This is a genomic window from Pseudomonas gingeri (assembly GCF_013385635.1).
GTDB classification, from domain to species: Bacteria; Pseudomonadota; Gammaproteobacteria; order Pseudomonadales; family Pseudomonadaceae; genus Aquipseudomonas; species Aquipseudomonas gingeri_A.
In genome coordinates this window covers 12,133-37,032 of the sequence record NZ_JACAPR010000033.1, presented here as the reverse complement: position 1 = coordinate 37,032, position 24,900 = coordinate 12,133, and the positions used below count along the sequence as shown (strand labels likewise).

Sequence of the window (24,900 nt, the reverse complement as noted above, 5' to 3'; positions counted from 1 at the left end):
TGGCGGGGGCTATCCAAGACCGTAGGCGACGCAAGTCTTAAACCACAAGCCTACGCAGATGGTGCTCCCGGTTCCTTACCGAATCAGACACCAAAACGACATCCGGCTTCGGCCAGATGAAACGGTAACAAGCAGGAGTTGAACCCGTGGCAATTAATCTCGAAGACAAGAAGGCCATCGTCGCTGAAGTCAACGAGGCTGCCAAAGTCGCTCTGTCCGCTGTCGTGGCTGATGCCCGTGGCGTAACAGTAGGCGCAATGACCGGACTCCGTAAAGAGGCTCGTGAAGCTGGCGTATACGTGCGTGTCGTACGTAACACCCTGCTCAAGCGCGCTGTTGCTGACACTGAATACAGTGTTCTCAACGACGTGTTCACCGGCCCTACCCTGATTGCGTTCTCCAAGGAACATCCGGGCGCTGCTGCCCGTATTTTCAAAGAGTTCGCCAAGGGTCAGAACAAGTTCGAGATCAAGGCAGCTGCGTTCGAGGGCAAGTTCCTCGCAGCGAACCAGATCGACGTGCTGGCAAGCCTGCCAACCCGTGACGAAGCCATTTCCCAGCTGATGAGCGTGATTCAAGGCGCTACCAGCAAACTGGCTCGTACTCTGGCGGCAATCCGCGACCAGAAAGAAGCTGCCGCAGCCTGAGGCTGAGCGTTTCCTTTCTCGCGTATTTTTGTTTATTTCGATGGCCGTACAGGCTATCCCCCAATTCAGGAATTGAGTCATGTCTCTGACTAACGAACAAATCATCGAAGCAATCGGCCAGAAAACCGTTCTGGAAGTTGTTGAGCTGATCAAAGCAATGGAAGAAACCTTCGGTGTGACCGCTGCCGCCGCTTCGGCTGGCCCAGCTGCTGCTGCCGCTGTTGTTGAAGAGCAAACCGAGTTCAACGTTATCCTGAAGGCCGCTGGCGAGAAGAAAGTCAACGTCATCAAGGCTGTACGTGAACTGACCGGCCTGGGCCTGAAAGAAGCCAAGGAGAAGGTTGACACCGCTCCTCAGGTTATCCTGGAAGCCGTTGCCAAAGACGCCGCTGACAAAGCTGCTGCTACGTTGAAAGAAGCAGGCGCTGAAGTCGAAGTTAAGTAACTTTCGACTGTGCGTCTCCAGCCCGAGCGTTAAGCGACAGGCTGATGGCTGGTGGCTCTTGCCACCGGCCTTTTTCCGTTATTGGCGGTCGACTCGGTCGGCGCCTCTAACGTGCTTCAACCACCCGATGCGGTGGCGCAGACCAAGGGGTTTGCACGATTTTCTGGCTGCTCCCGTCGGGAGAGGCCAAACAAGCAGGTGACCAAGCTGGGGAACGCTGATGGCTTACTCATATACTGAGAAAAAACGTATCCGCAAGGACTTTAGCAAGTTGCCGGACGTCATGGACGTACCGTACCTCTTGGCTATCCAGCTGGATTCGTATCGCGAATTCTTGCAGGCGGGCGCGACCAAGGACCAGTTCCGTGACGTCGGTCTGCATGCGGCCTTCAAATCCGTTTTCCCGATCATCAGCTACTCCGGCAACGCTGCTCTGGAGTACGTTGGCTATCGTCTGGGCGAACCGGCCTTTGATGTCAAGGAATGCGTATTGCGCGGCGTGACCTATGCGGTTCCGCTGCGGGTGAAAGTGCGCCTGATCATTTTCGACAAAGAATCGTCGAACAAAGCGATCAAGGACATCAAAGAGCAAGAAGTCTACATGGGTGAAATTCCCCTGATGACTGAAAACGGTACCTTCGTTATCAACGGTACCGAGCGCGTAATCGTTTCCCAACTGCACCGTTCCCCGGGCGTGTTCTTCGACCACGACCGCGGCAAGACGCACAGCTCCGGCAAACTGCTGTACTCCGCGCGGATCATTCCATACCGCGGTTCGTGGCTGGACTTCGAGTTCGACCCGAAAGACTGCGTCTTCGTGCGTATCGACCGTCGTCGCAAGCTGCCGGCTTCCGTGCTGCTGCGCGCTCTGGGCTACGGCACTGAAGAAGTCCTCGACGCGTTCTACACCACCAACGTATTCCACGTTAAGGGCGAAACCCTGAGCCTGGAGCTGGTACCTCAGCGCCTGCGCGGTGAGATCGCAGTCCTCGATATCCTGGATGACAAGGGCAAGGTTATTGTCGAGCAGGGTCGTCGTATTACTGCTCGCCACATCAACCAGCTGGAAAAAGCCGGGATCAAAGAGCTGGAAGTGCCGCTGGACTACGTCCTGGGTCGCACTACCGCCAAGGTCATCGTGCATCCGGCTACCGGCGAAATCCTGGCAGAGTGCAACACCGAGCTGAACACCGAGATCCTGGCGAAAATCGCCAAGGCCCAGGTTGTTCGCATCGAGACGCTGTACACCAACGACATCGACTGCGGCCCGTTCATCTCCGACACGCTGAAGATCGACTCCACCAGCAACCAACTGGAAGCGCTGGTCGAGATCTATCGCATGATGCGTCCTGGTGAGCCGCCGACCAAGGATGCCGCCGAGACCCTGTTCAACAACCTGTTCTTCAGCCCTGAGCGTTATGACCTGTCTGCGGTCGGCCGGATGAAGTTCAACCGTCGTATCGGTCGTACCGAGATCGAAGGTTCGGGCGTGTTGTGCAAGGAAGACATCGTTGCGGTGCTGAAGACCCTGGTCGACATCCGTAACGGCAAAGGCATCGTCGATGACATCGACCACCTGGGTAACCGTCGTGTTCGCTGCGTGGGCGAAATGGCCGAAAACCAGTTCCGTGTTGGCCTGGTGCGTGTTGAGCGCGCGGTCAAGGAACGTCTGTCGATGGCTGAAAGCGAAGGCCTGATGCCGCAGGACCTGATCAACGCCAAGCCAGTGGCTGCCGCGGTGAAGGAGTTCTTCGGTTCCAGCCAGCTGTCGCAGTTCATGGACCAGAACAACCCGCTGTCCGAGATCACTCACAAGCGTCGTGTCTCCGCACTCGGCCCTGGTGGTCTGACCCGTGAGCGCGCAGGCTTCGAAGTTCGTGACGTACACCCGACGCACTACGGTCGTGTTTGCCCGATCGAAACGCCGGAAGGTCCGAACATCGGTCTGATCAACTCCCTGGCCGCCTATGCGCGCACCAACCAGTATGGCTTCCTCGAGAGCCCGTACCGCGTGGTGAAAGACGCTCTGGTCACCGACGAGATCGTGTTCCTGTCCGCCATCGAAGAGGCCGATCACGTGATCGCCCAGGCTTCGGCCACGATGAACGACAAGAAAGTGCTGATCGACGAGCTGGTAGCTGTTCGTCACCTGAACGAATTCACCGTCAAGGCGCCGGAAGACGTCACCCTGATGGACGTTTCGCCGAAGCAGGTAGTTTCGGTTGCCGCGTCGCTGATTCCGTTCCTCGAGCACGACGACGCCAACCGTGCGTTGATGGGTTCGAACATGCAGCGTCAGGCTGTACCGACCCTGCGTGCCGACAAGCCGCTGGTAGGTACCGGCATGGAGCGCAACGTTGCCCGTGACTCCGGCGTCTGCGTCGTGGCTCGTCGTGGTGGCGTGATCGACTCCGTCGATGCCAGCCGTATCGTGGTTCGTGTTGCCGATGACGAAGTTGAGCCGGGCGAAGCCGGTGTCGACATCTACAACCTGACCAAATACACCCGCTCGAACCAGAACACCTGCATCAACCAGCGTCCGCTGGTAAGCAAGGGTGATCGCGTTCAGCGCAGCGACATCATGGCCGACGGCCCGTCCACCGACATGGGTGAACTGGCGCTGGGTCAGAACATGCGCATCGCCTTCATGGCATGGAACGGCTTCAACTTCGAAGACTCCATCTGCCTGTCGGAACGCGTTGTTCAGGAAGATCGCTTCACCACGATCCACATCCAGGAACTGACCTGTGTGGCCCGTGACACCAAGCTTGGCCCAGAGGAAATCACTGCGGACATCCCGAACGTGGGTGAGGCTGCACTGAACAAGCTGGACGAAGCCGGTATCGTCTACGTCGGCGCCGAAGTCGGCCCTGGCGACATCCTGGTCGGCAAAGTCACTCCGAAAGGCGAGACCCAGCTGACTCCGGAAGAAAAACTGTTGCGTGCGATCTTCGGTGAGAAGGCCAGCGACGTCAAAGACACCTCCCTGCGCGTGCCGACCGGCACCAAGGGTACCGTCATCGACGTACAGGTCTTCACCCGTGATGGTGTTGAGCGCGACAGCCGTGCCCTGTCCATCGAGAAGAGCCAGCTCGACGAGATCCGCAAGGACCTCAACGAGGAGTTCCGTATCGTTGAAGGCGCGACTTTCGAGCGTCTGCGTTCCGCCCTGGTCGGTCACACCGCCGAAGGCGGCGCCGGCCTGAAGAAAGGCCAGGAGATCACCAACGAGATCCTCGACGGTCTTGAGCACGGCCAGTGGTTCAAACTGCGCATGGCTGAAGATGCTTTGAACGAGCAACTCGAGAAGGCCCAGGCCTACATCGTCGATCGCCGCCGTCTGCTGGACGACAAGTTCGAAGACAAGAAGCGCAAGCTGCAGCAAGGTGATGACCTGGCTCCGGGCGTACTGAAGATCGTCAAGGTCTACCTGGCAATCCGTCGTCGCATCCAGCCGGGTGACAAGATGGCCGGTCGTCACGGTAACAAGGGTGTGGTCTCCGTGATCATGCCGGTTGAAGACATGCCGCACGATGCCAATGGCACCCCGGTCGATGTCGTCCTCAACCCGCTGGGCGTACCATCGCGTATGAACGTCGGCCAGATCCTCGAAACCCACCTGGGCCTCGCGGCCAAAGGTCTGGGCGAGAAGATCAACCGCATGATCGAGGAGCAGCGCAAGGTTGCTGACCTGCGCAAGTTCCTGCACGAGATCTACAACGAGATCGGCGGCCGCAACGAAGAGCTGGATACCTTCTCCGACCAGGAAATCCTGGATCTGGCGAAGAACCTGCGAGCTGGTGTGCCAATGGCCACTCCGGTATTCGACGGTGCCAAGGAAGTTGAAATCAAGGCCATGCTGAAACTGGCAGACCTGCCGGAAAGCGGCCAGATGCAACTGTTCGACGGCCGTACCGGCAACAAGTTCGAGCGTCCGGTTACCGTTGGCTACATGTACATGCTGAAGCTGAACCACTTGGTAGACGACAAGATGCACGCCCGTTCTACCGGTTCGTACAGCCTGGTTACCCAGCAGCCGCTGGGTGGTAAGGCGCAGTTCGGTGGTCAGCGTTTCGGGGAGATGGAGGTCTGGGCACTGGAAGCATACGGTGCTGCATACACTCTGCAAGAAATGCTCACAGTGAAGTCGGACGATGTGAACGGTCGGACCAAGATGTACAAGAACATCGTGGACGGCGATCACCGTATGGAGCCGGGCATGCCCGAGTCCTTCAACGTGTTGATCAAGGAAATTCGTTCCCTCGGCATCGATATCGATCTGGAAACCGAATAACACGTGACGCGAATCGAGAGCGGGGCAGGACTGCCCGCTCTCTGCTCCGCCAGGAGGAAAGGCCTTGAAAGACCTACTGAATTTGCTGAAAAACCAGGGTCAAGTCGAAGAGTTCGACGCCATCCGTATCGGATTGGCATCGCCTGAGATGATCCGTTCGTGGTCGTTCGGTGAAGTTAAAAAGCCGGAAACCATCAACTACCGTACGTTCAAACCAGAGCGTGACGGCCTGTTCTGCGCCAAGATCTTTGGCCCGGTAAAGGATTACGAGTGCCTGTGCGGTAAGTACAAGCGCTTGAAGCACCGTGGTGTGATCTGCGAGAAGTGCGGCGTTGAAGTCGCGCTGGCCAAGGTTCGTCGTGAGCGCATGGCGCACATCGAACTGGCTTCGCCGGTTGCCCACATCTGGTTCCTGAAGTCCCTGCCAAGCCGTATCGGCCTGCTGATGGACATGACCCTGCGTGATATCGAACGCGTTCTCTACTTCGAGAGCTATGTCGTTATCGATCCGGGCATGACCACCCTTGAAAAAGGCCAGCTGCTGAACGACGAGCAGTACTTCGAAGCCCTCGAAGAGTTCGGTGACGATTTCGACGCCCGCATGGGTGCCGAGGCTGTCCGTGAGCTGCTGCACGCGATCGACCTGGAGCACGAGATTGGCCGTCTGCGCGAAGAAATTCCGCAAACCAACTCGGAAACCAAGATCAAGAAGCTGTCCAAGCGCCTGAAGTTGATGGAAGCCTTCCAGGGTTCCGGCAACCTGCCTGAGTGGATGGTGTTGACCGTTCTGCCGGTTCTGCCGCCAGACCTGCGTCCACTGGTTCCGCTGGACGGCGGCCGCTTCGCGACTTCCGACCTCAACGATCTGTATCGTCGGGTGATCAACCGTAACAACCGTTTGAAGCGCCTGCTGGACCTGTCCGCTCCCGATATCATCGTGCGCAACGAAAAGCGCATGCTGCAGGAAGCCGTGGACGCCCTGCTGGACAACGGTCGTCGCGGTCGCGCCATCACCGGTTCGAACAAGCGTCCTCTGAAATCCCTGGCTGACATGATCAAGGGTAAGCAGGGTCGTTTCCGTCAGAACTTGCTCGGTAAGCGTGTTGACTACTCGGGTCGTTCGGTAATTACCGTAGGTCCGACCCTGCGTCTGCACCAGTGCGGTCTGCCGAAGAAGATGGCCCTCGAACTGTTCAAGCCGTTCATTTTCGGCAAGCTGGAAATGCGTGGTCTCGCGACCACCATCAAGGCTGCCAAGAAGATGGTCGAGCGCGAGCTGCCAGAGGTATGGGACGTTCTCGCCGAAGTGATTCGCGAGCACCCCGTGCTGCTCAACCGTGCACCGACCCTTCACCGTCTGGGTATCCAGGCGTTTGAACCGGTACTGATCGAAGGCAAGGCTATCCAGCTGCACCCTCTGGTCTGTGCTGCGTACAACGCCGACTTCGACGGCGACCAAATGGCCGTGCACGTACCGCTGACACTGGAAGCCCAGTTGGAAGCGCGTGCGTTGATGATGTCGACCAACAACATCCTGTCGCCAGCCAACGGTGAGCCGATCATCGTTCCGTCGCAGGACGTTGTATTGGGTCTGTACTACATGACCCGTGAGGCGATCAACGCCAAGGGCGAAGGTCGTATCTTCGCGGACCTGCAGGAAGTCGACCGCGTATTCCGCGCCGGCGAAGCCGCCCTGCACGCCAAGATCAAGGTTCGTATCACCGAAACCGTGAACGACCGTGATGGCGGCAGCGTCAAGAACACTCGCATCGTCGACACCACTGTCGGTCGCGCGCTGCTGTTCCAGGTGGTTCCGGCCGGCCTGTCGTACGATGTCGTCAACCTGCCGATGAAGAAGAAGGCGATCTCCAAGCTGATCAACCAGTGCTACCGCGTGGTTGGTCTGAAAGAGACCGTGATCTTCGCTGACCAGTTGATGTACACCGGTTTTGCCTATTCGACCATTTCCGGCGTTTCCATCGGTGTTAACGACTTCGTTATCCCGGATGAAAAGGCCCGCATCATCGGTGCTGCCACCGACGAAGTGAAAGAGATCGAAAGTCAGTACGCCTCCGGCCTGGTAACCCAGGGCGAGAAGTACAACAAAGTGATCGACTTGTGGTCCAAGGCGAACGACGAAGTTTCCAAGGCGATGATGGCCAACCTCTCGAAAGAGAAAGTCATCGACCGTCATGGTGTCGAAGTCGACCAGGAGTCCTTCAACTCGATGTACATGATGGCCGACTCGGGCGCACGGGGTTCTGCCGCGCAGATCCGTCAGCTCGCCGGTATGCGTGGCCTGATGGCCAAGCCGGACGGTTCCATCATCGAAACGCCGATTACCGCGAACTTCCGTGAAGGTCTGAGCGTACTCCAGTACTTCATCTCGACTCACGGTGCTCGTAAGGGTCTGGCGGATACCGCGTTGAAAACCGCGAACTCCGGTTACCTGACTCGTCGTCTGGTAGACGTCGCACAAGACCTGGTCGTGACCGAGATCGACTGCGGTACCGAGCACGGCTTGCTGATGACGCCGCACATCGAAGGCGGCGACGTCGTAGAGCCACTGGGTGAGCGCGTTCTGGGTCGAGTCATTGCTCGTGACGTATTCAAGCCAGGTACCGAGGACGTCATCGTTCCTGCTGGCACCCTGGTTGACGAGAAGTGGGTTGAATTCATCGAGCTGAACAGCATCGACGAAGTCATCGTGCGCTCGCCAATCAGCTGCGAAACCCGTTATGGCATCTGTGCCAAGTGCTACGGCCGTGACTTGGCTCGTGGTCACCAGGTGAACATCGGTGAAGCGGTCGGCGTTATCGCTGCCCAGTCCATCGGTGAGCCGGGTACCCAACTGACCATGCGTACGTTCCACATCGGTGGTGCGGCAAGCCGGACCTCGGCAGCCGACAGCGTTCAGGTGAAAAATGGCGGTACTGTCCGCCTGCATAACCTGAAGCACGTTGAGCGTGTTGACGGTCACCTGGTTGCGGTATCCCGTTCCGGTGAGCTGGCGATCGCTGACGACTACGGTCGTGAGCGTGAGCGTTACAAGCTGCCGTACGGTGCGGTGATTTCGGTCAAGGAAGGCGACAAGGTCGACGCTGGCGCAATCGTGGCCAAGTGGGATCCGCACACTCACCCGATCGTTACCGAAATGAAAGGTACCGTGACCTACGTGGGCATGGAAGAAGGCATCACGATCAAGCGTCAGACAGACGAATTGACCGGTATGACCAACATTGAAGTGCTCGACGCCAAAGACCGTCCTGCGGCCGGCAAGGATATTCGTCCTGCGGTGAAGATGGTTGATGACAACGGCAAGGATCTGTTGCTGCCAGGCACTGACGTAATCGCTCAGTACTTCCTGCCAGCCAACGCCCTGGTCGGTGTGGCGGATGGTGCGAAAATCGCGATCGGTGATGTTATCGCGCGTATTCCGCAAGAGACTTCGAAGACCCGTGACATCACCGGTGGTCTGCCGCGTGTTGCCGACTTGTTCGAAGCCCGTCGTCCGAAAGAGGCCTCGATTCTGGCTGAAGTCAGCGGCACCATCGCGTTCGGTAAGGAGACCAAGGGCAAGCGCCGTCTGGTCATTACCCCGAACGACGGTAGCGATCCGTACGAGGAGCTGATTCCGAAGTGGCGTCACCTGAACGTCTTCGAAGGCGAACAAGTGAACCGCGGCGAAGTCATCTCCGACGGTCCGAGCGATCCACACGACATCCTGCGTCTGCTGGGTGTGAGTGCGCTGGCCAAGTACATCGTCAACGAGATCCAGGACGTTTACCGTCTGCAAGGCGTGAAGATCAACGACAAGCACATCGAGACCATCCTGCGCCAGATGCTGCGTAAAGTTGAGATCGCTGAATCCGGCGATTCCACCTTCATCAAGGGCGACCAGATGGAGCTGACTCACGTGCTGGTGGAAAACGAGCGTCTGGCGACCGAAGACAAGTTCGTGTCCAAGTTCACTCGCGTGTTGCTGGGTATCACCAAGGCGTCGTTGTCGACCGAATCGTTCATCTCGGCGGCCTCTTTCCAAGAGACCACCCGTGTACTGACCGAGGCGGCCGTTACCGGCAAGCGCGACTACCTGCGCGGCCTGAAAGAAAACGTGGTCGTGGGTCGTCTGATCCCGGCTGGTACCGGTCTGGCCTACCACAGCGAGCGCAAGCGCCGCCGTGAACTGGACAAACCGTTGCGCGTAAGCGCCAGTGAAGTGGAAGCTGCACTGACCGAAGCGCTGAACTCGAGCGGTAACTGAGTTCTGTCGCAGTGAAAGCGGGGCCCTGGCAGCTTTTTCCCGACTATCGCGACATTTTTTGTTGCGATGGACGGGGAGGGGAGGCCGGGGCCTTGTCTTGACTGGGGACAAGATCCTCTTTAGACTCTTGTACCCCTAAATTTGGCGGGGATTCGTTCCCGCCATTTTGCTTTTCTTGCAAGACAATAGCGTCGCAAGACAACAGTGGAGCTAGTAGATGGCAACTATCAACCAGCTGGTACGTCAGCCGCGTAAGCGTATCGTCGAGAAATCCGACGTACCTGCGCTGCAGAACTGCCCGCAACGTCGTGGCGTGTGCACCCGTGTGTACACCACTACGCCGAAAAAACCTAACTCGGCACTGCGTAAAGTATGCCGTGTGCGCCTGACCAACGGTTTCGAGGTTTCCTCGTACATCGGTGGTGAAGGTCACAACCTGCAAGAGCACAGCGTGGTACTGATCCGCGGCGGTCGTGTAAAAGACTTGCCAGGTGTTCGTTACCACACCGTTCGCGGCTCTCTGGATACTTCGGGCGTTAAAGGCCGGAACCAGGGTCGTTCGAAGTACGGTACCAAGAAGCCTAAGTAGTAGTGGCTTTTGGTAGCAAAAAACTGATTTCTATTTTTCTGAGTCGATAAGAGTAAGGTCGGGCGTACATCCTCAGGGTGTAGTGGTCCCGAGCTAACCTGAAGACCGTTTGAGGGCTTATCCATGCCAAGAAGACGCGTAGCAGCCAAGCGCGAAGTGCTTGACGATCCAAAATACGGAAGCCAAATCCTGGCCAAGTTCATGAACCACGTGATGGAAAGCGGCAAGAAAGCCGTTGCCGAGCGTATCGTTTATGGCGCGCTGGAAAAGGTTAAAGAGCGTAAAGCCGGTACTGATCCCCTGGAACTCTTCGAGAAAGCACTCGACGCCATCGCTCCGCTGGTCGAAGTGAAGTCGCGCCGTGTAGGCGGTGCTACTTACCAGGTTCCGGTTGAAGTTCGTCCGTCCCGTCGTAATGCTCTGGCAATGCGCTGGTTGGTAGACTTCGCCCGCAAGCGCGGCGAGAAGTCTATGGCTCTGCGTTTGGCTGGCGAACTGTTGGACGCCGCCGAAGGTAAAGGTGCTGCAGTTAAGAAGCGTGAAGACGTGCACCGTATGGCTGAAGCCAACAAGGCTTTCTCGCACTACCGCTTCTAATTTTAGCGTCACTCATTTTGCGAGGGCTTTATGGCTCGTACAACCGATATTAAACGCTACCGTAACATTGGTATCGTTGCTCACGTGGACGCGGGTAAGACCACGACTACTGAGCGCGTCCTGTTTTACACGGGCGTAAACCACAAGATGGGCGAGGTGCATGACGGCGCCGCGACCATGGACTGGATGGTGCAGGAGCAGGAGCGGGGTATTACCATTACCTCCGCTGCGACTACCGCATTCTGGGAAGGCTCGAACAAGCAGTTCCCCAAGCACCGCTTCAACATCATCGATACCCCGGGTCACGTTGACTTCACCATCGAAGTAGAGCGCTCCCTGCGCGTACTCGACGGCGCTGTCGTTGTGTTCTGCGGTACTTCGGGTGTTGAGCCGCAGTCGGAAACCGTATGGCGTCAAGCCAACAAATACGGCGTTCCGCGTCTTGTTTACGTCAACAAGATGGACCGTGCCGGCGCAAACTTCCTGCGCGTGATCGGTCAGATCAAGCAGCGTCTGGGTCACACTCCGGTGCCTATCCAGCTGGCTATCGGTTCCGAAGACAACTTCGAAGGTCAGATCGATCTGATCAACATGGAAGCTGTCCGTTGGAGCGATAGTGACAAGGGTACAGCGGCCATCCGCGGTCCTATTCCTGCTGAACTGCAGGAACTGGCTGAAGAGTGGCGCAGCAACATGGTCGAGGCTGCGGCCGAAGCCAACGAAGAGCTGATGAACAAGTACCTCGAGGGCGAAGAGCTCACCATCGAGGAAATCAAGGGCGCTCTGCGTCAGCGTACTATCGCTGGTGAAATCGTTCTGGCTGTTTGCGGTTCTTCCTTCAAGAACAAGGGTGTCCCCCTGGTTCTCGACGCCGTTATCGAATACCTGCCTGCGCCGGTGGACATTCCTGCCATCAAGGGTTCCGACCCGGATGACGAGACTGTTGCCATGGAGCGTCATGCAGACGACAGCGAGCCGTTCTCGGCCCTGGCGTTCAAGATCGCGACTGACCCATTCGTGGGTACTCTGACCTTTGCTCGTGTTTACTCGGGCGTGTTGAGCTCCGGCGACGGCGTGATCAACTCGGTCAAGGGCAAGAAAGAGCGCGTGGGCCGTATGGTGCAGATGCATGCCAACACCCGCGAAGAGATCAAGGAAGTACGCGCTGGCGACATCGCGGCCCTGATCGGCATGAAGGACGTCACCACCGGTGACACCCTGTGCTCCGCTGACAAGCCAATCATCCTGGTTCGCATGGACTTCCCGGAGCCGGTTATTTCGGTTGCCGTTGAGCCAAAAACCAAGGATGACCAGGAAAAAATGGGTATCGCTCTCGGCAAGCTCGCTCAGGAAGACCCGTCTTTCCGCGTCAAGACTGATGAAGAGACTGGTCAAACGATCATCTCCGGCATGGGCGAGTTGCACCTGGACATCCTGGTTGACCGGATGCGCCGTGAGTTCAACGTCGAAGCCAACATCGGTAAACCACAGGTTTCCTATCGTGAGAAGATCACGAAGGCCTGTGAGATCGAAGGCAAGTTCGTTCGCCAGTCCGGCGGTCGTGGCCAGTTCGGCCATTGCTGGATCCGTTTTGCTCCTGCTGACGAAGGTCAAGAAGGTCTGCAATTCGTGAACGAAGTCGTAGGTGGTGTGGTTCCTAAGGAATACATCCCGGCGATCCAGAAGGGTATCGAAGAGCAGATGAAGAACGGCGTTGTTGCCGGCTATCCGCTGATCGGCCTGAAGGCTACCGTGTTCGATGGTTCTTACCACGACGTCGACTCCAACGAGATGGCGTTCAAGGTGGCTGCTTCCATGGCGACCAAGCAACTCGCGTCCAAGGGCGGCGGTGTTGTACTTGAGCCGATCATGAAGGTAGAAGTTGTAACACCTGAGGACTACATGGGTGACGTGATGGGTGACCTGAACCGTCGTCGTGGTCTGATCCAGGGTATGGAAGACACGGTCTCCGGCAAGGTTATCCGCGCCGAAGTTCCGCTGGGCGAGATGTTCGGTTATGCGACCGACGTTCGTTCCATGTCCCAGGGTCGCGCGAGCTACTCCATGGAATTCTCCAAATACTCCGAAGCTCCGTCGAACGTCGTCGAAGCTATCGTTAAAAAACAAGGCTGATTCAGCCCTTTAGGCAAGGAGTTAATTGTCGTGGCTAAAGAAAAATTTGATCGTTCCCTACCGCACGTCAACGTTGGCACCATCGGTCACGTTGACCATGGTAAAACCACTCTGACTGCAGCTCTGACTCGTGTTTGCTCCGAGGTTTTCGGTTCGGCTATCGTTGACTTCGACAAGATCGACAGCGCGCCAGAAGAAAAAGCTCGTGGTATCACCATCAACACCGCGCACGTCGAGTACAACTCGAAGATCCGTCACTACGCTCACGTTGACTGCCCAGGTCACGCTGACTACGTGAAGAACATGATCACCGGTGCTGCCCAGATGGACGGCGCGATCCTGGTTTGCTCGGCTGCTGATGGTCCGATGCCACAAACCCGTGAGCACATCCTGCTGTCCCGTCAGGTAGGCGTTCCGTACATCGTGGTCTTCCTGAACAAGGCTGACCTGGTAGACGACGCTGAGCTGCTGGAACTGGTCGAGATGGAAGTTCGCGACCTGCTGAGCACCTACGACTTCCCAGGTGATGACACTCCAATCATCATCGGTTCGGCTCGTATGGCGCTGGAAGGCAAAGACGACAACGAAATGGGCACCACTGCCGTTCGTAAACTGGTTGAAACCCTGGACAGCTACATCCCGGAACCAGAGCGCGCTATCGACAAGCCATTCCTGATGCCAATCGAAGACGTGTTCTCGATCTCCGGTCGTGGCACCGTGGTAACTGGCCGTATCGAGCGTGGTATCGTTCGCGTCCAGGATCCACTGGAAATCGTTGGTCTGCGTGACACCACCACCACCACCTGCACCGGTGTTGAAATGTTCCGCAAACTGCTCGACGAAGGTCGTGCTGGCGAGAACTGTGGCGTTCTGCTGCGTGGTACCAAGCGTGACGACGTTGAGCGTGGCCAGGTTCTGGTCAAGCCAGGTTCGGTCAAGCCGCACACCACCTTCACTGCTGAAGTGTATGTGTTGAGCAAAGAAGAAGGCGGTCGCCACACTCCGTTCTTCAAAGGCTACCGTCCACAGTTCTACTTCCGGACCACTGACGTGACCGGTAACTGCGAACTGCCGGAAGGCGTTGAAATGGTAATGCCAGGTGACAACATTCAGATGACTGTTACCCTGATCAAAACCATCGCAATGGAAGATGGTCTGCGTTTCGCTATCCGTGAAGGCGGTCGTACCGTCGGCGCTGGCGTCGTAGCCAAAATCATCGCTTAATAAGCGCTGACTTGAAAAAGCCCCCGCCTAGCGGGGGCTTTTTTATTGGGTTGACACTCAGTTGGCCCGTCTATAGAATTGCGCCTCCTTTTAACGGGCGTATTGCGCTCGGTGGGAATAGCAGCCGGAGTCTGAAATCCAATGCAAAATCAGCAAATCCGTATCAGGTTGAAGGCTTTTGACCATCGCCTGATCGACCAATCCACCCAGGAAATCGTGGAAACCGCGAAACGTACTGGTGCTCAAGTGCGTGGTCCAATTCCACTGCCTACCCGTAAAGAGCGGTTCACCGTTCTGGTCTCCCCGCACGTCAACAAAGACGCGCGTGACCAGTACGAGATCCGTACTCATAAGCGTGTACTGGACATCGTCCAGCCAACGGATAAAACCGTTGATGCGCTGATGAAGCTTGATCTTGCGGCAGGTGTGGAAGTGCAGATCAGCCTCGGCTAAGACTCGGTCTTAGTCGTGTAACGCTCTGAAATGGGCGGCCATAGCGGGTGAAAGCCCCGTACACTCATGAGGTTTACAACATGACTATTGGTGTAGTCGGTCGTAAATGCGGTATGACCCGTATTTTCACCGAAGAAGGTGTCTCCATTCCGGTTACGGTCATTGAGATCGAACCGAATCGCGTCACCCAGTTCAAGACTGAAGAAACTGATGGCTACCGTGCAGTGCAAGTTACTGTCGGCGAGCGTCGTGCTTCGCGTGTTACAGCCGCTCAGGCCGGTCACTTCGCTAAAGCGAACGTTGCCGCTGGTCGTACCGTAATGGAATTCCGCCTTGAAGAAGGCGAGTACCAGGCCGGCGATCTGATCAACACTGAAATCTTCGCCGCTGGTCAACTGGTTGATGTAACCGGTCAGTCCAAGGGTAAAGGCTTCCAGGGTACGATCAAGCGTTGGAATTTCCGCGGGCAAGATAACACCCACGGTAACTCCGTATCCCACCGCGTTCCGGGCTCTATCGGCCAGTGCCAGACTCCTGGTCGTGTATTCAAGGGCAAAAAAATGTCCGGTCATATGGGCGCTGAGCGCGTGACCGTGCAGTCCCTGGAAGTAGTGCGCGTGGACGCTGAACGCAATCTGTTGTTGGTCAAGGGCGCTGTTCCTGGCGCTACTGGCGGCAACCTGGTTGTACGTCCAGCAGCCAAGGCTCGCGGTTAAGGGGAAGCTGACATGCAATTAAATGTAAATGACGCTCAAGCGATCGAAGTTTCCGAACTGACATTTGGCGGCGAGTTCAACGAGACGCTGGTTCACCAAGCAGTCGTGGCCTACATGGCCGGCGGCCGTCAAGGTAGCAAGCAGCAAAAGACCCGTTCCGACGTTTCCGGTGGCGGCAAGCGCCCATGGCGTCAGAAAGGTACTGGCCGTGCTCGTGCCGGTACTATCCGTAGCCCAATCTGGCGCGGCGGCGGTACCACTTTCGCAGCTCGTCCTCAGGATCACTCCCAGAAGCTGAACAAGAAGATGTATCGCGCAGCAATGCGTTCCATCCTTGCTGAGCTGGTGCGTACTGATCGTCTGGTTGTTGTTCAGGATTTCGCTGTTGAAACCCCGAAGACCAAAGACCTGCTGAACAAACTGACTGGCATGAGTCTGACCGACGTTCTGATCGTGTCTGACGCTGTTGATCAGAACCTGTACCTGGCTGCTCGCAACCTGCCACACGTTGATGTCCGTGACGTGCAAGGTTCCGATCCAGTTAGTCTGATCGCATACGACAAGGTGTTGATCACCGTGTCGGCCGTGAAGAAATTCGAGGAGCTGCTGGGATGAACCAGGAACGCGTATTTAAAGTTCTGCTTGGCCCGCACGTTTCCGAGAAGGCTACGGTTCTGGCAGACAAAAAAGGTCAGTTCGTTTTCAAGGTTGCTACTGACGCAACCAAGCTGGAAATCAAGAAGGCCGTCGAAAGCCTGTTCAGCGTGAAAGTAGAGCGTGTGACTACCCTGAACGTTCTGGGTAAAAGCAAGCGCACTGCTCGCGGTCTGGGCAAGCGTAATGACTGGAAGAAGGCAGTTATCTCCCTTCAGCCAGGCCAAGATCTCGATTTCAGCAGCAGTGCTGAGTAAGGAAGGGGTGCATCATGGCAATCGTTAAATGCAAACCGACTTCCCCTGGCCGCCGTTTTGTGGTCAAGGTGGTCAACCAGGAGCTGCATAAAGGCGCTCCTCACGCACCGCTGCTCGAGAAAAAATCGAAGTCTGGTGGTCGTAACAACAATGGCCGTATTACCACTCGTCACATTGGTGGTGGTCATAAGCAGCATTATCGTCTGGTCGATTTCCGTCGCAACGACAAAGATGGCATCGCTGCCACTGTCGAGCGTATCGAATACGATCCAAACCGTACTGCTCACATCGCACTGCTGCTGTACGCAGACGGCGAGCGTCGCTACATCATCGCCCCTAAAGGCGTGAGTGCTGGCGACCAGCTGATCGCAGGCGCTCTGGCTCCAATCAAGCCAGGCAACGCTCTGCAACTGCGCAACATCCCAGTGGGTTCTACCGTACACGGCATCGAACTGAAGCCAGGTAAAGGTGCACAGATCGCTCGTTCCGCTGGTGCTTCGGCTCAGCTGATCGCTCGTGAAGGTGTCTACGTGACCCTGCGTCTGCGTTCCGGTGAAATGCGTAAAGTGCTGGCTGAATGCCGTGCAACGCTGGGCGAAGTCTCGAACTCCGAGCACAGCCTGCGTTCCCTGGGTAAAGCTGGTGCCAAACGCTGGCGTGGCGTTCGCCCAACCGTTCGTGGTGTTGCCATGAACCCGGTTGACCACCCACATGGTGGTGGTGAAGGTCGTACCTCTGGTGGTCGTCATCCGGTATCGCCGTGGGGCTTCCCGACTAAGGGCGCGAAGACTCGTGGTAATAAGCGTACCGACAAAATGATCGTCCGTCGTCGCAAGTAAATAGAGGGATACGACAGTGCCACGTTCTCTGAAAAAAGGTCCTTTTATCGATCTTCACCTACTGAAGAAGATCGAAGTGGCGGCGGAAAAGAATGATCGCAAACCGGTGAAAACCTGGTCGCGTCGTTCGATGATCCTGCCACAAATGGTCGGTCTGACCATCGCAGTACACAACGGTCGTCAGCACGTCCCCGTTCTCGTGAACGAAGACATGGTCGGCCACAAACTGGGCGAGTTTGCCGGTACCCGCACTTATCGTGGGCACGTGGCTGACAAGAAAGCCAAGCGTTAAGGGGTTAGGAAATGGAAGTAGCCGCTAAGTTGTCGGGCGCTCGAATCTCCGCCCAGAAAGCCCGCTTGGTCGCCGACCAGATCCGCGGGAAGAAGGTGGGCGAAGCGCTCAACCTGTTGGCTTTCAGCAGTAAGAAAGCCGCCGAGATCATGAAAAAAGTGCTGGAGTCGGCCGTAGCCAACGCCGAGCATAACGAAGGCGCAGACGTTGATGACCTGAAGGTCAGCACCGTTTTCGTCAACGAAGGGCGTTCGCTGAAGCGCATCATGCCGCGTGCCAAAGGCCGTGCTGATCGCATCGTCAAGCGGTCTTGCCATATCACTGTCAAGGTTGCTGACAAGTAACGGAGTCGAAGAGATGGGTCAGAAAGTACATCCCATTGGCATTCGCCTGGGAATCGTCAAGGAGCACACCTCCGTCTGGTACGCAGACGGTCGGACTTATGCGGACTACTTGTTCGCTGATCTGAAGGTGCGTGAGTATCTCCAAGACAAACTAAAAAGCGCGTCCGTAAGCCGTATCGATATCCATCGTCCGGCCCAAACTGCACGTATCACCATCCACACCGCTCGTCCAGGTATCGTTATCGGGAAGAAAGGTGAAGATGTTGAGAAACTGCGTCAGGACCTGACCAAGCAAATGGGTGTGCCTGTGCACATCAATATCGAAGAGATCCGTAAGCCGGAGCTCGACGGTATGCTGGTTGCGCAGAGCGTAGCTCAGCAGCTGGAGCGTCGCGTAATGTTCCGTCGCGCTATGAAGCGCGCTGTACAGAACGCCATGCGCATTGGTGCCAAAGGCATCAAAATCCAAGTGAGCGGTCGTCTCGGCGGTGCTGAAATCGCACGTACTGAATGGTATCGCGAAGGTCGTGTGCCACTGCACACCCTGCGTGCCGACATCGACTATGCCAACTACGAAGCTCACACCACCTACGGTGTGATCGGTGTAAAGGTTTGGATCTTCAAGGGCGAAGTAATTGGTGGTCGCCAAGAAGAACTGAAACCACAAGCACCAGCGCCTCGTAAAAAAGCTGCTAAGTAAGGGGTACGCCAAATGTTGCAACCAAAGCGTACGAAGTTCCGCAAGCAGATGACTGGCCACAACCGTGGTCTGGCATTGCGCGGTAGCAAAGTCAGCTTCGGCGAGTTCGCGCTGAAGTCTGTTGCTCGTGGTCGTCTCACCGCTCGTCAGATCGAGTCAGCACGTCGTGCTCTGACCCGTCACGTAAAACGTGGCGGCAAGATCTGGATCCGTGTATTCCCGGACAAGCCGATCTCCAAAAAGCCCCTCGAAGTTCGGATGGGTAAAGGTAAGGGTAACGTGGAATACTGGGTAGCCCAGATTCAGCCAGGCAAAGTCCTGTATGAAATCGAGGGTGTAACTGAAGAGCTGGCGCGTGAGGCTTTTGCCCTGGCTGCTGCAAAGCTGCCGCTCGCCACCGCCTTTGTTAAACGGACGGTGATGTGATGAAAGCGAATGAACTTCGTGAAAAATCCGCACAGCAGCTGAACGAGCAACTGCTCGGCCTGCTGCGCGACCAGTTCAATCTGCGTATGCAGAAAGCAACTGGCCAGTTGGGGCAGTCTCATCTGCTCTCGCAAGTTAAGCGTGACATTGCTCGCGTGAAGACTGTGCTCAACCAGCAGGCAGGTAAGTGATCATGGCTGAAGCCGAAAAGACTGTCCGTACGCTGACTGGCCGTGTTGTCAGCGACAAGATGGACAAAACCATCACCGTTCTGATCGAGCGTCGCGTAAAGCACCCGATCTACGGTAAATACGTTAAGCGTTCGACTAAGCTGCACGCGCACGACGAAACCAATCAGTGCCACATCGGCGACAAAGTCACTATTCGTGAAACTCGTCCGCTGGCCAAGACCAAGTCTTGGGCACTGGTTGATGTTCTCGAACGCGCTGTGGAAGTCTAAGGACTAGGGGTCGGAGAAATTATATGATTCAGACTCAATCCATGCTCGATGTGGCCGATAACAGCGGCGCTCGCCGCGTTATGTGCATCAAGGTGCTGGGTGGCTCCCATCGTCGTTACGCTGGTATCGGTGACATCATCAAAGTTACCGTCAAGGAAGCAATTCCTCGCGGTAAGGTGAAAAAAGGCCAGGTGATGACTGCTGTTGTAGTCCGCACCCGTCACGGCGTACGTCGTGCTGATGGCTCCATTATCCGCTTTGATGGCAACGCTGCTGTTCTGTTGAACAACAAGCAAGAGCCGATCGGCACCCGTATCTTTGGGCCAGTGACCCGTGAACTTCGTACCGAGAAGTTCATGAAGATCGTCTCGCTCGCCCCAGAAGTGCTGTAAGGAGATCCGACATGCAAAAGATTCGTCGTGACGACGAGATCATCGTGATCGCCGGCAAAGACAAAGGTAAGCGCGGTAAGGTGCTTAAGGTTCTCGCTGATGACCGTCTGGTCATCGGTGGCTTGAACCTGGTCAAGCGTCATACCAAGCCTAACCCGATGTCGGGCGTACAGGGCGGTATCGTCGAGAAAGAAGCGCCACTGCACGCTTCCAACGTCGCCATTTTCAACGGCGAAACCAACAAGGCTGACCGCGTTGGTTTCAAAGTAGAAGACGGCAAAAAAATTCGTGTCTTCAAGTCGACCCAAAAAGCGGTTGATGCTTGAACACTGCTAGGTAGAAGACCATGGCACGACTGAAAGAGATTTACCGGAAGGAAATCGCTCCGAAGCTTAAGGAAGAACTTAAGCTGGCGAACGTGATGGAAGTTCCGCGCATTACCAAGATCACCCTGAACATGGGTCTGGGCGAAGCGATCGGCGACAAAAAAGTCATCGAGCACGCTGTTGCCGACCTGGAAAAGATCACCGGCCAGAAAGTCGTTGTGACTCACGCTCGCAAATCCATCGCAGGCTTCAAAGTCCGCGAAGGTTGGCCGATCGGTGTCAAAGTGACCCTGCGTCGCGATCGTATGTATGAGTTCCTGGATCGTCTGCTGTCGATCTCCCTGCCTCGGGTTCGCGACTTCCGCGGCCTGAATGCCAAGTCCTTCGATGGTCGTGGCAACTACAGCATGGGCGTGAAAGAGCAGATCATTTTCCCGGAAATCGATTACGACAAGATCGATGCTCTGCGCGGTCTGGACATTACCCTGACCACCACTGCCAAATCGGATGAAGAAGGTCGCGCATTGCTGCGTGCTTTCAAATTCCCGTTCCGCAACTGATTGGAGTAGGAAAATGGCCAAGAAGAGCATGAAAAACCGTGAGCTGAAGCGTCAGCTCACCGTTGCCAAGTACGCCGTCAAGCGTGCAGCGCTCAAAGCAATCATCGTCGATCTGAACGCAAGTCCAGAAGCGCGTTGGGAAGCTTCCGTAGCCCTGCAGAAGCAGCCACGTGACGCAAGCGCTGCGCGCATGCGTAACCGCTGCCGCATCACCGGTCGTCCGCACGGCGTTTACCGCAAGTTCGGCCTCGGCCGTAACAAGCTGCGTGAAGCTGCAATGCGTGGTGACGTACCAGGTCTGGTCAAAGCCAGCTGGTAAGCCATACCGCCCAAGTCATCGCGGTCGGGGTCGCAAGAACCTGACCGTCGGTGGCCTTGAGTATGAATCAAGCCCCTTTTGGGGCTTGATTCATTTGTGGGGTGTGTCTAGAATGACCGGCTCGCCTGAGCCCGCACTTTTTACGTGTGGAGTCACTCGGCGACAGTTGTAGCCGCAAGGCTCATTTTTTTTGTATCAGGAGCGTCTAGCCCATGAGTATGCAGGACCCGTTAGCGGACATGCTAACTCGAATCCGTAATGCCCAGATGGCTGAAAAGTCCGTCGTAAGCATGCCGTCTTCCACGTTGAAGGTGGCTGTAGCAAAAGTCCTGAAGGACGAAGGTTACATCGCGGGTTTTCAGATCACCACCGACGCCAAGCCGTCGCTGTCCATCGAGCTGAAGTACTTCGAAGGCCGTCCGGTCATCGAGGAAGTGAAGCGCGTTAGCCGTCCAGGCCTGCGTCAGTACAAGTCCGTCGAAGACCTGCCGAAAGTTCGTGGCGGTCTGGGCGTGTCTATCGTCTCCACCAACAAGGGTGTGATGACTGATCGTGCTGCGCGCGCTGCCGGTGTCGGCGGCGAAGTTCTTTGCACTGTGTTCTAAGGGGGGATAAGCATGTCTCGCGTCGCTAAGAACCCCGTTAAGCTGCCAGCTGGTGTCGAAGTAAAATTCGCCGGCCAACAGCTTTCGGTGAAGGGTGCCAAGGGCACTCTTGAACTGAACATCCATTCGTCCGTTGAGATTGTTGAAGAAGCTGGTGAGCTGCGTTTCGCTGCTCGCAATGGCGATCAACAGACTCGCGCAATGGCTGGTACCACTCGTGCGTTGGTAAACAACATGGTCCAAGGCGTAAGCCAAGGCTTCGAGCGCAAGCTCCAGCTGGTCGGTGTTGGTTACAAAGCGCAAGCAAAAGGCACAGTGCTGAACCTGGCTCTTGGCTTCTCGCATCCAGTGGATTACGAACTGCCGGAAGGCATCACCGCTGAGACTCCTAGCCAGACCGATATCCTGATCAAGGGCATCGACAAGCAGCTGGTAGGTCAAGTGGCCGCCGAGATCCGCGACTTCCGTCCACCAGAGCCGTACAAAGGCAAAGGTGTGCGCTACGCGGACGAAGTCGTCCGTCGTAAAGAAGCCAAGAAGAAGTAGGGCATAGCAAATGACCGACAAAAAAGTTACTCGACTGCGTCGCGCTCGCAAAGCACGCCTGAAAATGCACGAACTCGAAGTCGTGCGTCTCTGCGTGTTCCGCTCTTCGCAGCACATCTACGCCCAGGTCATTTCGGCCGACGGCAACAAAGTCCTGGCAAGTGCCTCGACTTTGGATAAAGAACTGCGTGATGGTGCCACTGGCAACATCGACGCGGCCACTAAGGTTGGCCAGCTGGTCGCTTCGCGTGCTAAAGCCGCAGGCGTCTCGCAGGTGGCTTTCGACCGCTCTGGCTTCAAGTACCACGGTCGCGTCAAGGCGCTGGCTGATGCTGCTCGTGAAGCTGGGCTGGAGTTCTAAGTTATGTCAAATAACGACCAAAAGCGCGACGAAGGCTACATCGAGAAGCTGGTTCAAGTTAACCGCGTAGCCAAAACCGTTAAAGGCGGCCGTATCTTCACTTTCACCGCGTTGACCGTGGTGGGTGATGGTAAGGGCCGTGTAGGCTTCGGCCGTGGCAAGTCGCGTGAAGTGCCTGCTGCGATCCAGAAGGCTATGGAAGCTGCTCGCCGCAACATGATCCAGGTGGACCTGAACGGCACCACTCTGCAGTACGCCATGAAGTCCGCTCACGGCGCTTCCAAGGTTTACATGCAGCCTGCTTCTGAAGGTACCGGTATCATCGCTGGCGGCGCTATGCGTGCTGTCCTCGAAGTTGCTGGCGTTCAGAACGTTCTGGCCAAGTGCTACGGCTCGACCAACCCGGTAAACGTGGTTCACGCCACTTTCAAGGGTTTGAAAGCCATGCAGTCCCCTGAGTCCATTGCTGCCAAGCGCGGCAAAACTGCAGCGGAGATCCTGTGATCATGGCAACCGTAAAAGTAACGCTGATCAAAAGCATGACCGGCCGCATCCCTAACCACAAACTGTGTGTTAAGGGTCTGGGCCTGCGTCGCATCGGTCACACTGTAGAAGTCCAGGATACTCCCGAGAATCGCGGGATGATCAACAAGGCTTACTACATGCTGCGTGTCGAGGGTTAATCGATGAAACTCAATGATCTGAGTCCAGCGCCGGGTTCCCGTCGCGAAAAGCATCGTCCGGGCCGTGGTATCGGTAGTGGTTTGGGTAAGACTGGTGGCCGTGGTCACAAAGGTCAGACTTCCCGCTCCGGTGGCACCATCGCTCCAGGCTTTGAAGGCGGTCAACAGCCGCTGCATCGTCGCCTGCCGAAGTTCGGTTTCGTTTCCCTGAAAGCCATGGATCGCGCAGAAGTGCGTCTGTCCGAGCTGGCCAAAGTGGAAGGCGACGTCGTTACCGTGCAGTCCCTGAAAGATGCCAACGTGATCAACCAGAACGTACAGCGTGTGAAAATCATGCTGTCGGGCGAAGTGACTCGCGCTGTAACTATCAAGGGCATCGCCGCCACCAAAGGTGCGCGTGCGGCTATCGAAGCAGCTGGCGGCAAGTTCGAGGAATAAATGGCTAAGCAAGGTGCTCTCTCAGCGCTCAGCAAAGGCGGGTTATCCGAGCTCTGGGCTCGACTGCGTTTTCTATTCCTGGCGATTATCGTCTACCGGATAGGCGCACACATCCCAGTTCCAGGTATCAACCCGGACCGGCTGGCGGACCTGTTTCGACAGAATGAGGGGACCATTCTTAGCTTGTTCAACATGTTTTCCGGCGGCGCGCTGGAGCGGATGAGCATCTTTGCACTGGGGATCATGCCGTACATTTCGGCATCGATCATCATGCAACTGATGACCGCCGTCAGCCCGCAGCTGGAGCAGTTGAAGAAGGAAGGTGAGGCTGGTCGTCGCAAGATCAGCCAATACACCCGCTATGGCACCGTCGTCCTGGCCCTTGTTCAAGCCATTGGCATGTCCATTGGTCTGGCTGGTCAGGGCGTCGCTTTTACTGGTGACTTCGGCTTCCATTTCGTTGCAGTGTCCACGTTCGTGGCCGGTGCGATGTTCATGATGTGGCTGGGTGAGCAGATTACAGAGCGCGGTGTGGGTAACGGTATCTCGATGTTGATTTTTTCGGGTATCGTCGCCGGTCTTCCGAGAGCGATCGGGCAGTCTTTCGAGTCTGCACGTCAGGGTGATATCAATATTTTTGCCCTGGTTGCCATCGGTTTGCTGGCAGTAGCGATCATCGGTTTCGTGGTGTTCATTGAGCGTGGCCAGCGTCGTATTGCTGTTCACTACGCCAAGCGTCAGCAGGGCCGCAAGGTCTTCGCCGCGCAGACCAGCCACTTGCCGCTGAAAGTGAATATGGCCGGTGTAATTCCTGCTATCTTCGCGAGCAGCATTTTGCTGTTCCCGGCTTCGTTGGGTGCCTGGTTCGGTCAGTCTGAAGGTATGGGCTGGTTGCAGGACATCTCGCAGTCGATCGCTCCTGGTCAGCCGTTGAATATTCTGCTGTTTAGTGCAGGGATTATTTTCTTCTGCTTCTTCTATACGGCGTTGATGTTCAATCCGAAAGACGTAGCGGAAAACCTGAAGAAGTCCGGTGCCTTTATTCCGGGCATCCGTCCAGGCGAGCAGTCGGCGCGCTACATTGATGGCGTTCTGACTCGTTTGACCATGTTCGGTGCTCTTTATATGACGGCCGTGTGCCTGCTGCCCCAGTTCCTGGTGGTTGCGGCAAACGTTCCGTTCTACCTTGGCGGGACCTCGTTGCTGATCGTGGTCGTGGTTGTGATGGACTTTATGTCCCAAGTGCAATCGCACCTCGTTTCGCACCAGTACGAATCCCTGATGAAGAAAGCCAACCTGAAGGGCTACGGCAGCGGCATGCTGCGCTGAAGCACCC

Annotated in this window: 30 protein-coding genes; all 30 read left to right on the top strand. The window is 56.4% G+C overall.

Annotated elements, in window-relative coordinates; genetic code table 11:
• The first annotated feature begins 146 nt into the window (after nucleotides 1-146).
• The 30 genes from rplJ (at nucleotide 147) to secY (ending at nucleotide 24,893) form a co-directional block, all read left to right on the top strand.
• Nucleotides 147-647, top strand: coding sequence for a 50S ribosomal protein L10 (rplJ, locus tag HX851_RS31450; protein WP_177058162.1), 501 nt, complete (start codon nucleotides 147-149; stop codon nucleotides 645-647).
• A 79-nt stretch (nucleotides 648-726) separates the two neighbouring features.
• Nucleotides 727-1,092, top strand: coding sequence for a 50S ribosomal protein L7/L12 (gene rplL / locus HX851_RS31445; protein WP_177058163.1), 366 nt, complete (start codon nucleotides 727-729; stop codon nucleotides 1,090-1,092).
• 220 nt (nucleotides 1,093-1,312) lie between these two features.
• Complete coding sequence (rpoB, locus tag HX851_RS31440) at nucleotides 1,313-5,386, top strand: DNA-directed RNA polymerase subunit beta (protein ID WP_177058164.1); 4,074 nt, start codon at nucleotides 1,313-1,315, stop codon at nucleotides 5,384-5,386.
• A 64-nt stretch (nucleotides 5,387-5,450) separates the two neighbouring features.
• Nucleotides 5,451-9,650: a DNA-directed RNA polymerase subunit beta' gene (rpoC, locus tag HX851_RS31435; RefSeq protein ID WP_177058165.1), complete on the top strand. Its 4,200-nt coding sequence runs from the start codon at nucleotides 5,451-5,453 to the stop codon at nucleotides 9,648-9,650.
• 217 nt (nucleotides 9,651-9,867) lie between these two features.
• A complete protein-coding gene (rpsL, locus tag HX851_RS31430; RefSeq protein WP_002555494.1) occupies nucleotides 9,868-10,239 on the top strand; it encodes a 30S ribosomal protein S12 in 372 nt (123 codons plus the stop codon).
• A 123-nt stretch (nucleotides 10,240-10,362) separates the two neighbouring features.
• Entirely contained in the window at nucleotides 10,363-10,836 is a 474-nt protein-coding gene (gene rpsG, locus HX851_RS31425) for a 30S ribosomal protein S7 (protein WP_017123206.1), read from the top strand.
• Nucleotides 10,837-10,866: 30 nt separating this feature from the next.
• Nucleotides 10,867-12,969: an elongation factor G gene (fusA, locus tag HX851_RS31420; protein ID WP_177058166.1), complete on the top strand. Its 2,103-nt coding sequence runs from the start codon at nucleotides 10,867-10,869 to the stop codon at nucleotides 12,967-12,969.
• Nucleotides 12,970-12,999: 30 nt separating this feature from the next.
• Nucleotides 13,000-14,193 carry an elongation factor Tu gene (gene tuf, locus HX851_RS31415; protein WP_177058167.1) on the top strand — a complete coding sequence of 398 codons (1,194 nt, stop codon included), beginning with the start codon at nucleotides 13,000-13,002 and terminating at the stop codon, nucleotides 14,191-14,193.
• 141 nt (nucleotides 14,194-14,334) lie between these two features.
• Entirely contained in the window at nucleotides 14,335-14,646 is a 312-nt protein-coding gene (gene rpsJ, locus HX851_RS31410) for a 30S ribosomal protein S10 (RefSeq protein ID WP_003186070.1), read from the top strand.
• A gap of 80 nt (nucleotides 14,647-14,726) precedes the next feature.
• Nucleotides 14,727-15,362, top strand: a complete 636-nt coding sequence (gene rplC / locus HX851_RS31405; RefSeq protein ID WP_017123246.1) for a 50S ribosomal protein L3 — start codon at nucleotides 14,727-14,729, stop codon at nucleotides 15,360-15,362.
• A gap of 12 nt (nucleotides 15,363-15,374) precedes the next feature.
• A complete protein-coding gene (gene rplD / locus HX851_RS31400; protein ID WP_121135086.1) occupies nucleotides 15,375-15,977 on the top strand; it encodes a 50S ribosomal protein L4 in 603 nt (200 codons plus the stop codon).
• On the top strand, nucleotides 15,974-16,273 hold the full coding sequence (gene rplW / locus HX851_RS31395) for a 50S ribosomal protein L23 (protein WP_002555488.1): 300 nt from the start codon (nucleotides 15,974-15,976) through the stop codon (nucleotides 16,271-16,273). Before rplD ends, rplW begins: the two co-directional genes overlap by 4 nt.
• A gap of 14 nt (nucleotides 16,274-16,287) precedes the next feature.
• The gene (gene rplB, locus HX851_RS31390; protein WP_003186055.1) at nucleotides 16,288-17,112 is read left to right on the top strand and encodes a 50S ribosomal protein L2; all 825 of its coding nucleotides are present in this window, start codon (nucleotides 16,288-16,290) and stop codon (nucleotides 17,110-17,112) included.
• 16 nt (nucleotides 17,113-17,128) lie between these two features.
• Nucleotides 17,129-17,404, top strand: a complete 276-nt coding sequence (rpsS, locus tag HX851_RS31385; RefSeq protein ID WP_002555486.1) for a 30S ribosomal protein S19 — start codon at nucleotides 17,129-17,131, stop codon at nucleotides 17,402-17,404.
• 11 nt (nucleotides 17,405-17,415) lie between these two features.
• Nucleotides 17,416-17,748, top strand: a complete 333-nt coding sequence (rplV, locus tag HX851_RS31380; RefSeq protein WP_003103908.1) for a 50S ribosomal protein L22 — start codon at nucleotides 17,416-17,418, stop codon at nucleotides 17,746-17,748.
• A 13-nt stretch (nucleotides 17,749-17,761) separates the two neighbouring features.
• Entirely contained in the window at nucleotides 17,762-18,448 is a 687-nt protein-coding gene (rpsC, locus tag HX851_RS31375; RefSeq protein ID WP_003176422.1) for a 30S ribosomal protein S3, read from the top strand.
• Nucleotides 18,449-18,460: 12 nt separating this feature from the next.
• A complete protein-coding gene (gene rplP / locus HX851_RS31370; RefSeq protein WP_025215754.1) occupies nucleotides 18,461-18,874 on the top strand; it encodes a 50S ribosomal protein L16 in 414 nt (137 codons plus the stop codon).
• Nucleotides 18,874-19,065 (top strand): 50S ribosomal protein L29, encoded by a 192-nt coding sequence (gene rpmC, locus HX851_RS31365; protein WP_002555481.1) that lies wholly within the window; start codon nucleotides 18,874-18,876, stop codon nucleotides 19,063-19,065. The genes rplP and rpmC overlap by 1 nt, the downstream gene beginning before the upstream one ends.
• A gap of 2 nt (nucleotides 19,066-19,067) precedes the next feature.
• Nucleotides 19,068-19,334, top strand: coding sequence for a 30S ribosomal protein S17 (gene rpsQ / locus HX851_RS31360; RefSeq protein WP_003176419.1), 267 nt, complete (start codon nucleotides 19,068-19,070; stop codon nucleotides 19,332-19,334).
• A 23-nt stretch (nucleotides 19,335-19,357) separates the two neighbouring features.
• Complete coding sequence (rplN, locus tag HX851_RS31355; RefSeq protein WP_002555479.1) at nucleotides 19,358-19,726, top strand: 50S ribosomal protein L14; 369 nt, start codon at nucleotides 19,358-19,360, stop codon at nucleotides 19,724-19,726.
• 11 nt (nucleotides 19,727-19,737) lie between these two features.
• Nucleotides 19,738-20,052 (top strand): 50S ribosomal protein L24, encoded by a 315-nt coding sequence (gene rplX / locus HX851_RS31350; RefSeq protein ID WP_071553151.1) that lies wholly within the window; start codon nucleotides 19,738-19,740, stop codon nucleotides 20,050-20,052.
• 20 nt (nucleotides 20,053-20,072) lie between these two features.
• On the top strand, nucleotides 20,073-20,612 hold the full coding sequence (gene rplE / locus HX851_RS31345; RefSeq protein WP_017123249.1) for a 50S ribosomal protein L5: 540 nt from the start codon (nucleotides 20,073-20,075) through the stop codon (nucleotides 20,610-20,612).
• 13 nt (nucleotides 20,613-20,625) lie between these two features.
• Nucleotides 20,626-20,931, top strand: coding sequence for a 30S ribosomal protein S14 (gene rpsN / locus HX851_RS31340; protein ID WP_177058168.1), 306 nt, complete (start codon nucleotides 20,626-20,628; stop codon nucleotides 20,929-20,931).
• A 212-nt stretch (nucleotides 20,932-21,143) separates the two neighbouring features.
• On the top strand, nucleotides 21,144-21,536 hold the full coding sequence (rpsH, locus tag HX851_RS31335; RefSeq protein WP_007955638.1) for a 30S ribosomal protein S8: 393 nt from the start codon (nucleotides 21,144-21,146) through the stop codon (nucleotides 21,534-21,536).
• 12 nt (nucleotides 21,537-21,548) lie between these two features.
• Entirely contained in the window at nucleotides 21,549-22,082 is a 534-nt protein-coding gene (rplF, locus tag HX851_RS31330) for a 50S ribosomal protein L6 (RefSeq protein WP_003176412.1), read from the top strand.
• Between the two features lie 10 nt (nucleotides 22,083-22,092).
• Nucleotides 22,093-22,443, top strand: coding sequence for a 50S ribosomal protein L18 (rplR, locus tag HX851_RS31325; RefSeq protein ID WP_010443919.1), 351 nt, complete (start codon nucleotides 22,093-22,095; stop codon nucleotides 22,441-22,443).
• Nucleotides 22,444-22,446: 3 nt separating this feature from the next.
• Nucleotides 22,447-22,947, top strand: coding sequence for a 30S ribosomal protein S5 (gene rpsE, locus HX851_RS31320; protein WP_010443918.1), 501 nt, complete (start codon nucleotides 22,447-22,449; stop codon nucleotides 22,945-22,947).
• Nucleotides 22,948-22,949: 2 nt separating this feature from the next.
• Nucleotides 22,950-23,126 (top strand): 50S ribosomal protein L30, encoded by a 177-nt coding sequence (gene rpmD, locus HX851_RS31315; RefSeq protein ID WP_003176408.1) that lies wholly within the window; start codon nucleotides 22,950-22,952, stop codon nucleotides 23,124-23,126.
• Between the two features lie 3 nt (nucleotides 23,127-23,129).
• Nucleotides 23,130-23,564 (top strand): 50S ribosomal protein L15, encoded by a 435-nt coding sequence (gene rplO, locus HX851_RS31310; protein WP_010220318.1) that lies wholly within the window; start codon nucleotides 23,130-23,132, stop codon nucleotides 23,562-23,564.
• Nucleotides 23,565-24,893 (top strand): preprotein translocase subunit SecY, encoded by a 1,329-nt coding sequence (secY, locus tag HX851_RS31305; RefSeq protein WP_017123252.1) that lies wholly within the window; start codon nucleotides 23,565-23,567, stop codon nucleotides 24,891-24,893.
• The last annotated feature ends 7 nt before the right edge of the window (nucleotides 24,894-24,900 follow it).

What these genes read in the sequence shown, in the direction of transcription:
- secY (WP_017123252.1), top strand. Translation starts at nt 23,565, where the DNA reads ATGGCTAAGCAAGGTGCTCTCTCAGCGCTCAGCAAAGGCGGGTTATCC.
- rpsC (WP_003176422.1), top strand. Translation starts at nt 17,762, where the DNA reads ATGGGTCAGAAAGTACATCCCATTGGCATTCGCCTGGGAATCGTCAAG.
- rplC (WP_017123246.1), top strand. Translation starts at nt 14,727, where the DNA reads ATGACTATTGGTGTAGTCGGTCGTAAATGCGGTATGACCCGTATTTTC.
- rpoB (WP_177058164.1), top strand. Translation starts at nt 1,313, where the DNA reads ATGGCTTACTCATATACTGAGAAAAAACGTATCCGCAAGGACTTTAGC.
- rplB (WP_003186055.1), top strand. Translation starts at nt 16,288, where the DNA reads ATGGCAATCGTTAAATGCAAACCGACTTCCCCTGGCCGCCGTTTTGTG.
- rpsE (WP_010443918.1), top strand. Translation starts at nt 22,447, where the DNA reads ATGTCAAATAACGACCAAAAGCGCGACGAAGGCTACATCGAGAAGCTG.
- rplR (WP_010443919.1), top strand. Translation starts at nt 22,093, where the DNA reads ATGACCGACAAAAAAGTTACTCGACTGCGTCGCGCTCGCAAAGCACGC.
- rplF (WP_003176412.1), top strand. Translation starts at nt 21,549, where the DNA reads ATGTCTCGCGTCGCTAAGAACCCCGTTAAGCTGCCAGCTGGTGTCGAA.
- rplP (WP_025215754.1), top strand. Translation starts at nt 18,461, where the DNA reads ATGTTGCAACCAAAGCGTACGAAGTTCCGCAAGCAGATGACTGGCCAC.
- rpsL (WP_002555494.1), top strand. Translation starts at nt 9,868, where the DNA reads ATGGCAACTATCAACCAGCTGGTACGTCAGCCGCGTAAGCGTATCGTC.
- rpmD (WP_003176408.1), top strand. Translation starts at nt 22,950, where the DNA reads ATGGCAACCGTAAAAGTAACGCTGATCAAAAGCATGACCGGCCGCATC.
- rplN (WP_002555479.1), top strand. Translation starts at nt 19,358, where the DNA reads ATGATTCAGACTCAATCCATGCTCGATGTGGCCGATAACAGCGGCGCT.
- rplV (WP_003103908.1), top strand. Translation starts at nt 17,416, where the DNA reads ATGGAAGTAGCCGCTAAGTTGTCGGGCGCTCGAATCTCCGCCCAGAAA.
- rplO (WP_010220318.1), top strand. Translation starts at nt 23,130, where the DNA reads ATGAAACTCAATGATCTGAGTCCAGCGCCGGGTTCCCGTCGCGAAAAG.
- rpsG (WP_017123206.1), top strand. Translation starts at nt 10,363, where the DNA reads ATGCCAAGAAGACGCGTAGCAGCCAAGCGCGAAGTGCTTGACGATCCA.
- rplW (WP_002555488.1), top strand. Translation starts at nt 15,974, where the DNA reads ATGAACCAGGAACGCGTATTTAAAGTTCTGCTTGGCCCGCACGTTTCC.
- rpmC (WP_002555481.1), top strand. Translation starts at nt 18,874, where the DNA reads ATGAAAGCGAATGAACTTCGTGAAAAATCCGCACAGCAGCTGAACGAG.
- rplL (WP_177058163.1), top strand. Translation starts at nt 727, where the DNA reads ATGTCTCTGACTAACGAACAAATCATCGAAGCAATCGGCCAGAAAACC.
- fusA (WP_177058166.1), top strand. Translation starts at nt 10,867, where the DNA reads ATGGCTCGTACAACCGATATTAAACGCTACCGTAACATTGGTATCGTT.
- rplD (WP_121135086.1), top strand. Translation starts at nt 15,375, where the DNA reads ATGCAATTAAATGTAAATGACGCTCAAGCGATCGAAGTTTCCGAACTG.
- rpsH (WP_007955638.1), top strand. Translation starts at nt 21,144, where the DNA reads ATGAGTATGCAGGACCCGTTAGCGGACATGCTAACTCGAATCCGTAAT.
- rpsJ (WP_003186070.1), top strand. Translation starts at nt 14,335, where the DNA reads ATGCAAAATCAGCAAATCCGTATCAGGTTGAAGGCTTTTGACCATCGC.
- rplX (WP_071553151.1), top strand. Translation starts at nt 19,738, where the DNA reads ATGCAAAAGATTCGTCGTGACGACGAGATCATCGTGATCGCCGGCAAA.
- rpsQ (WP_003176419.1), top strand. Translation starts at nt 19,068, where the DNA reads ATGGCTGAAGCCGAAAAGACTGTCCGTACGCTGACTGGCCGTGTTGTC.
- rpsN (WP_177058168.1), top strand. Translation starts at nt 20,626, where the DNA reads ATGGCCAAGAAGAGCATGAAAAACCGTGAGCTGAAGCGTCAGCTCACC.
- rplE (WP_017123249.1), top strand. Translation starts at nt 20,073, where the DNA reads ATGGCACGACTGAAAGAGATTTACCGGAAGGAAATCGCTCCGAAGCTT.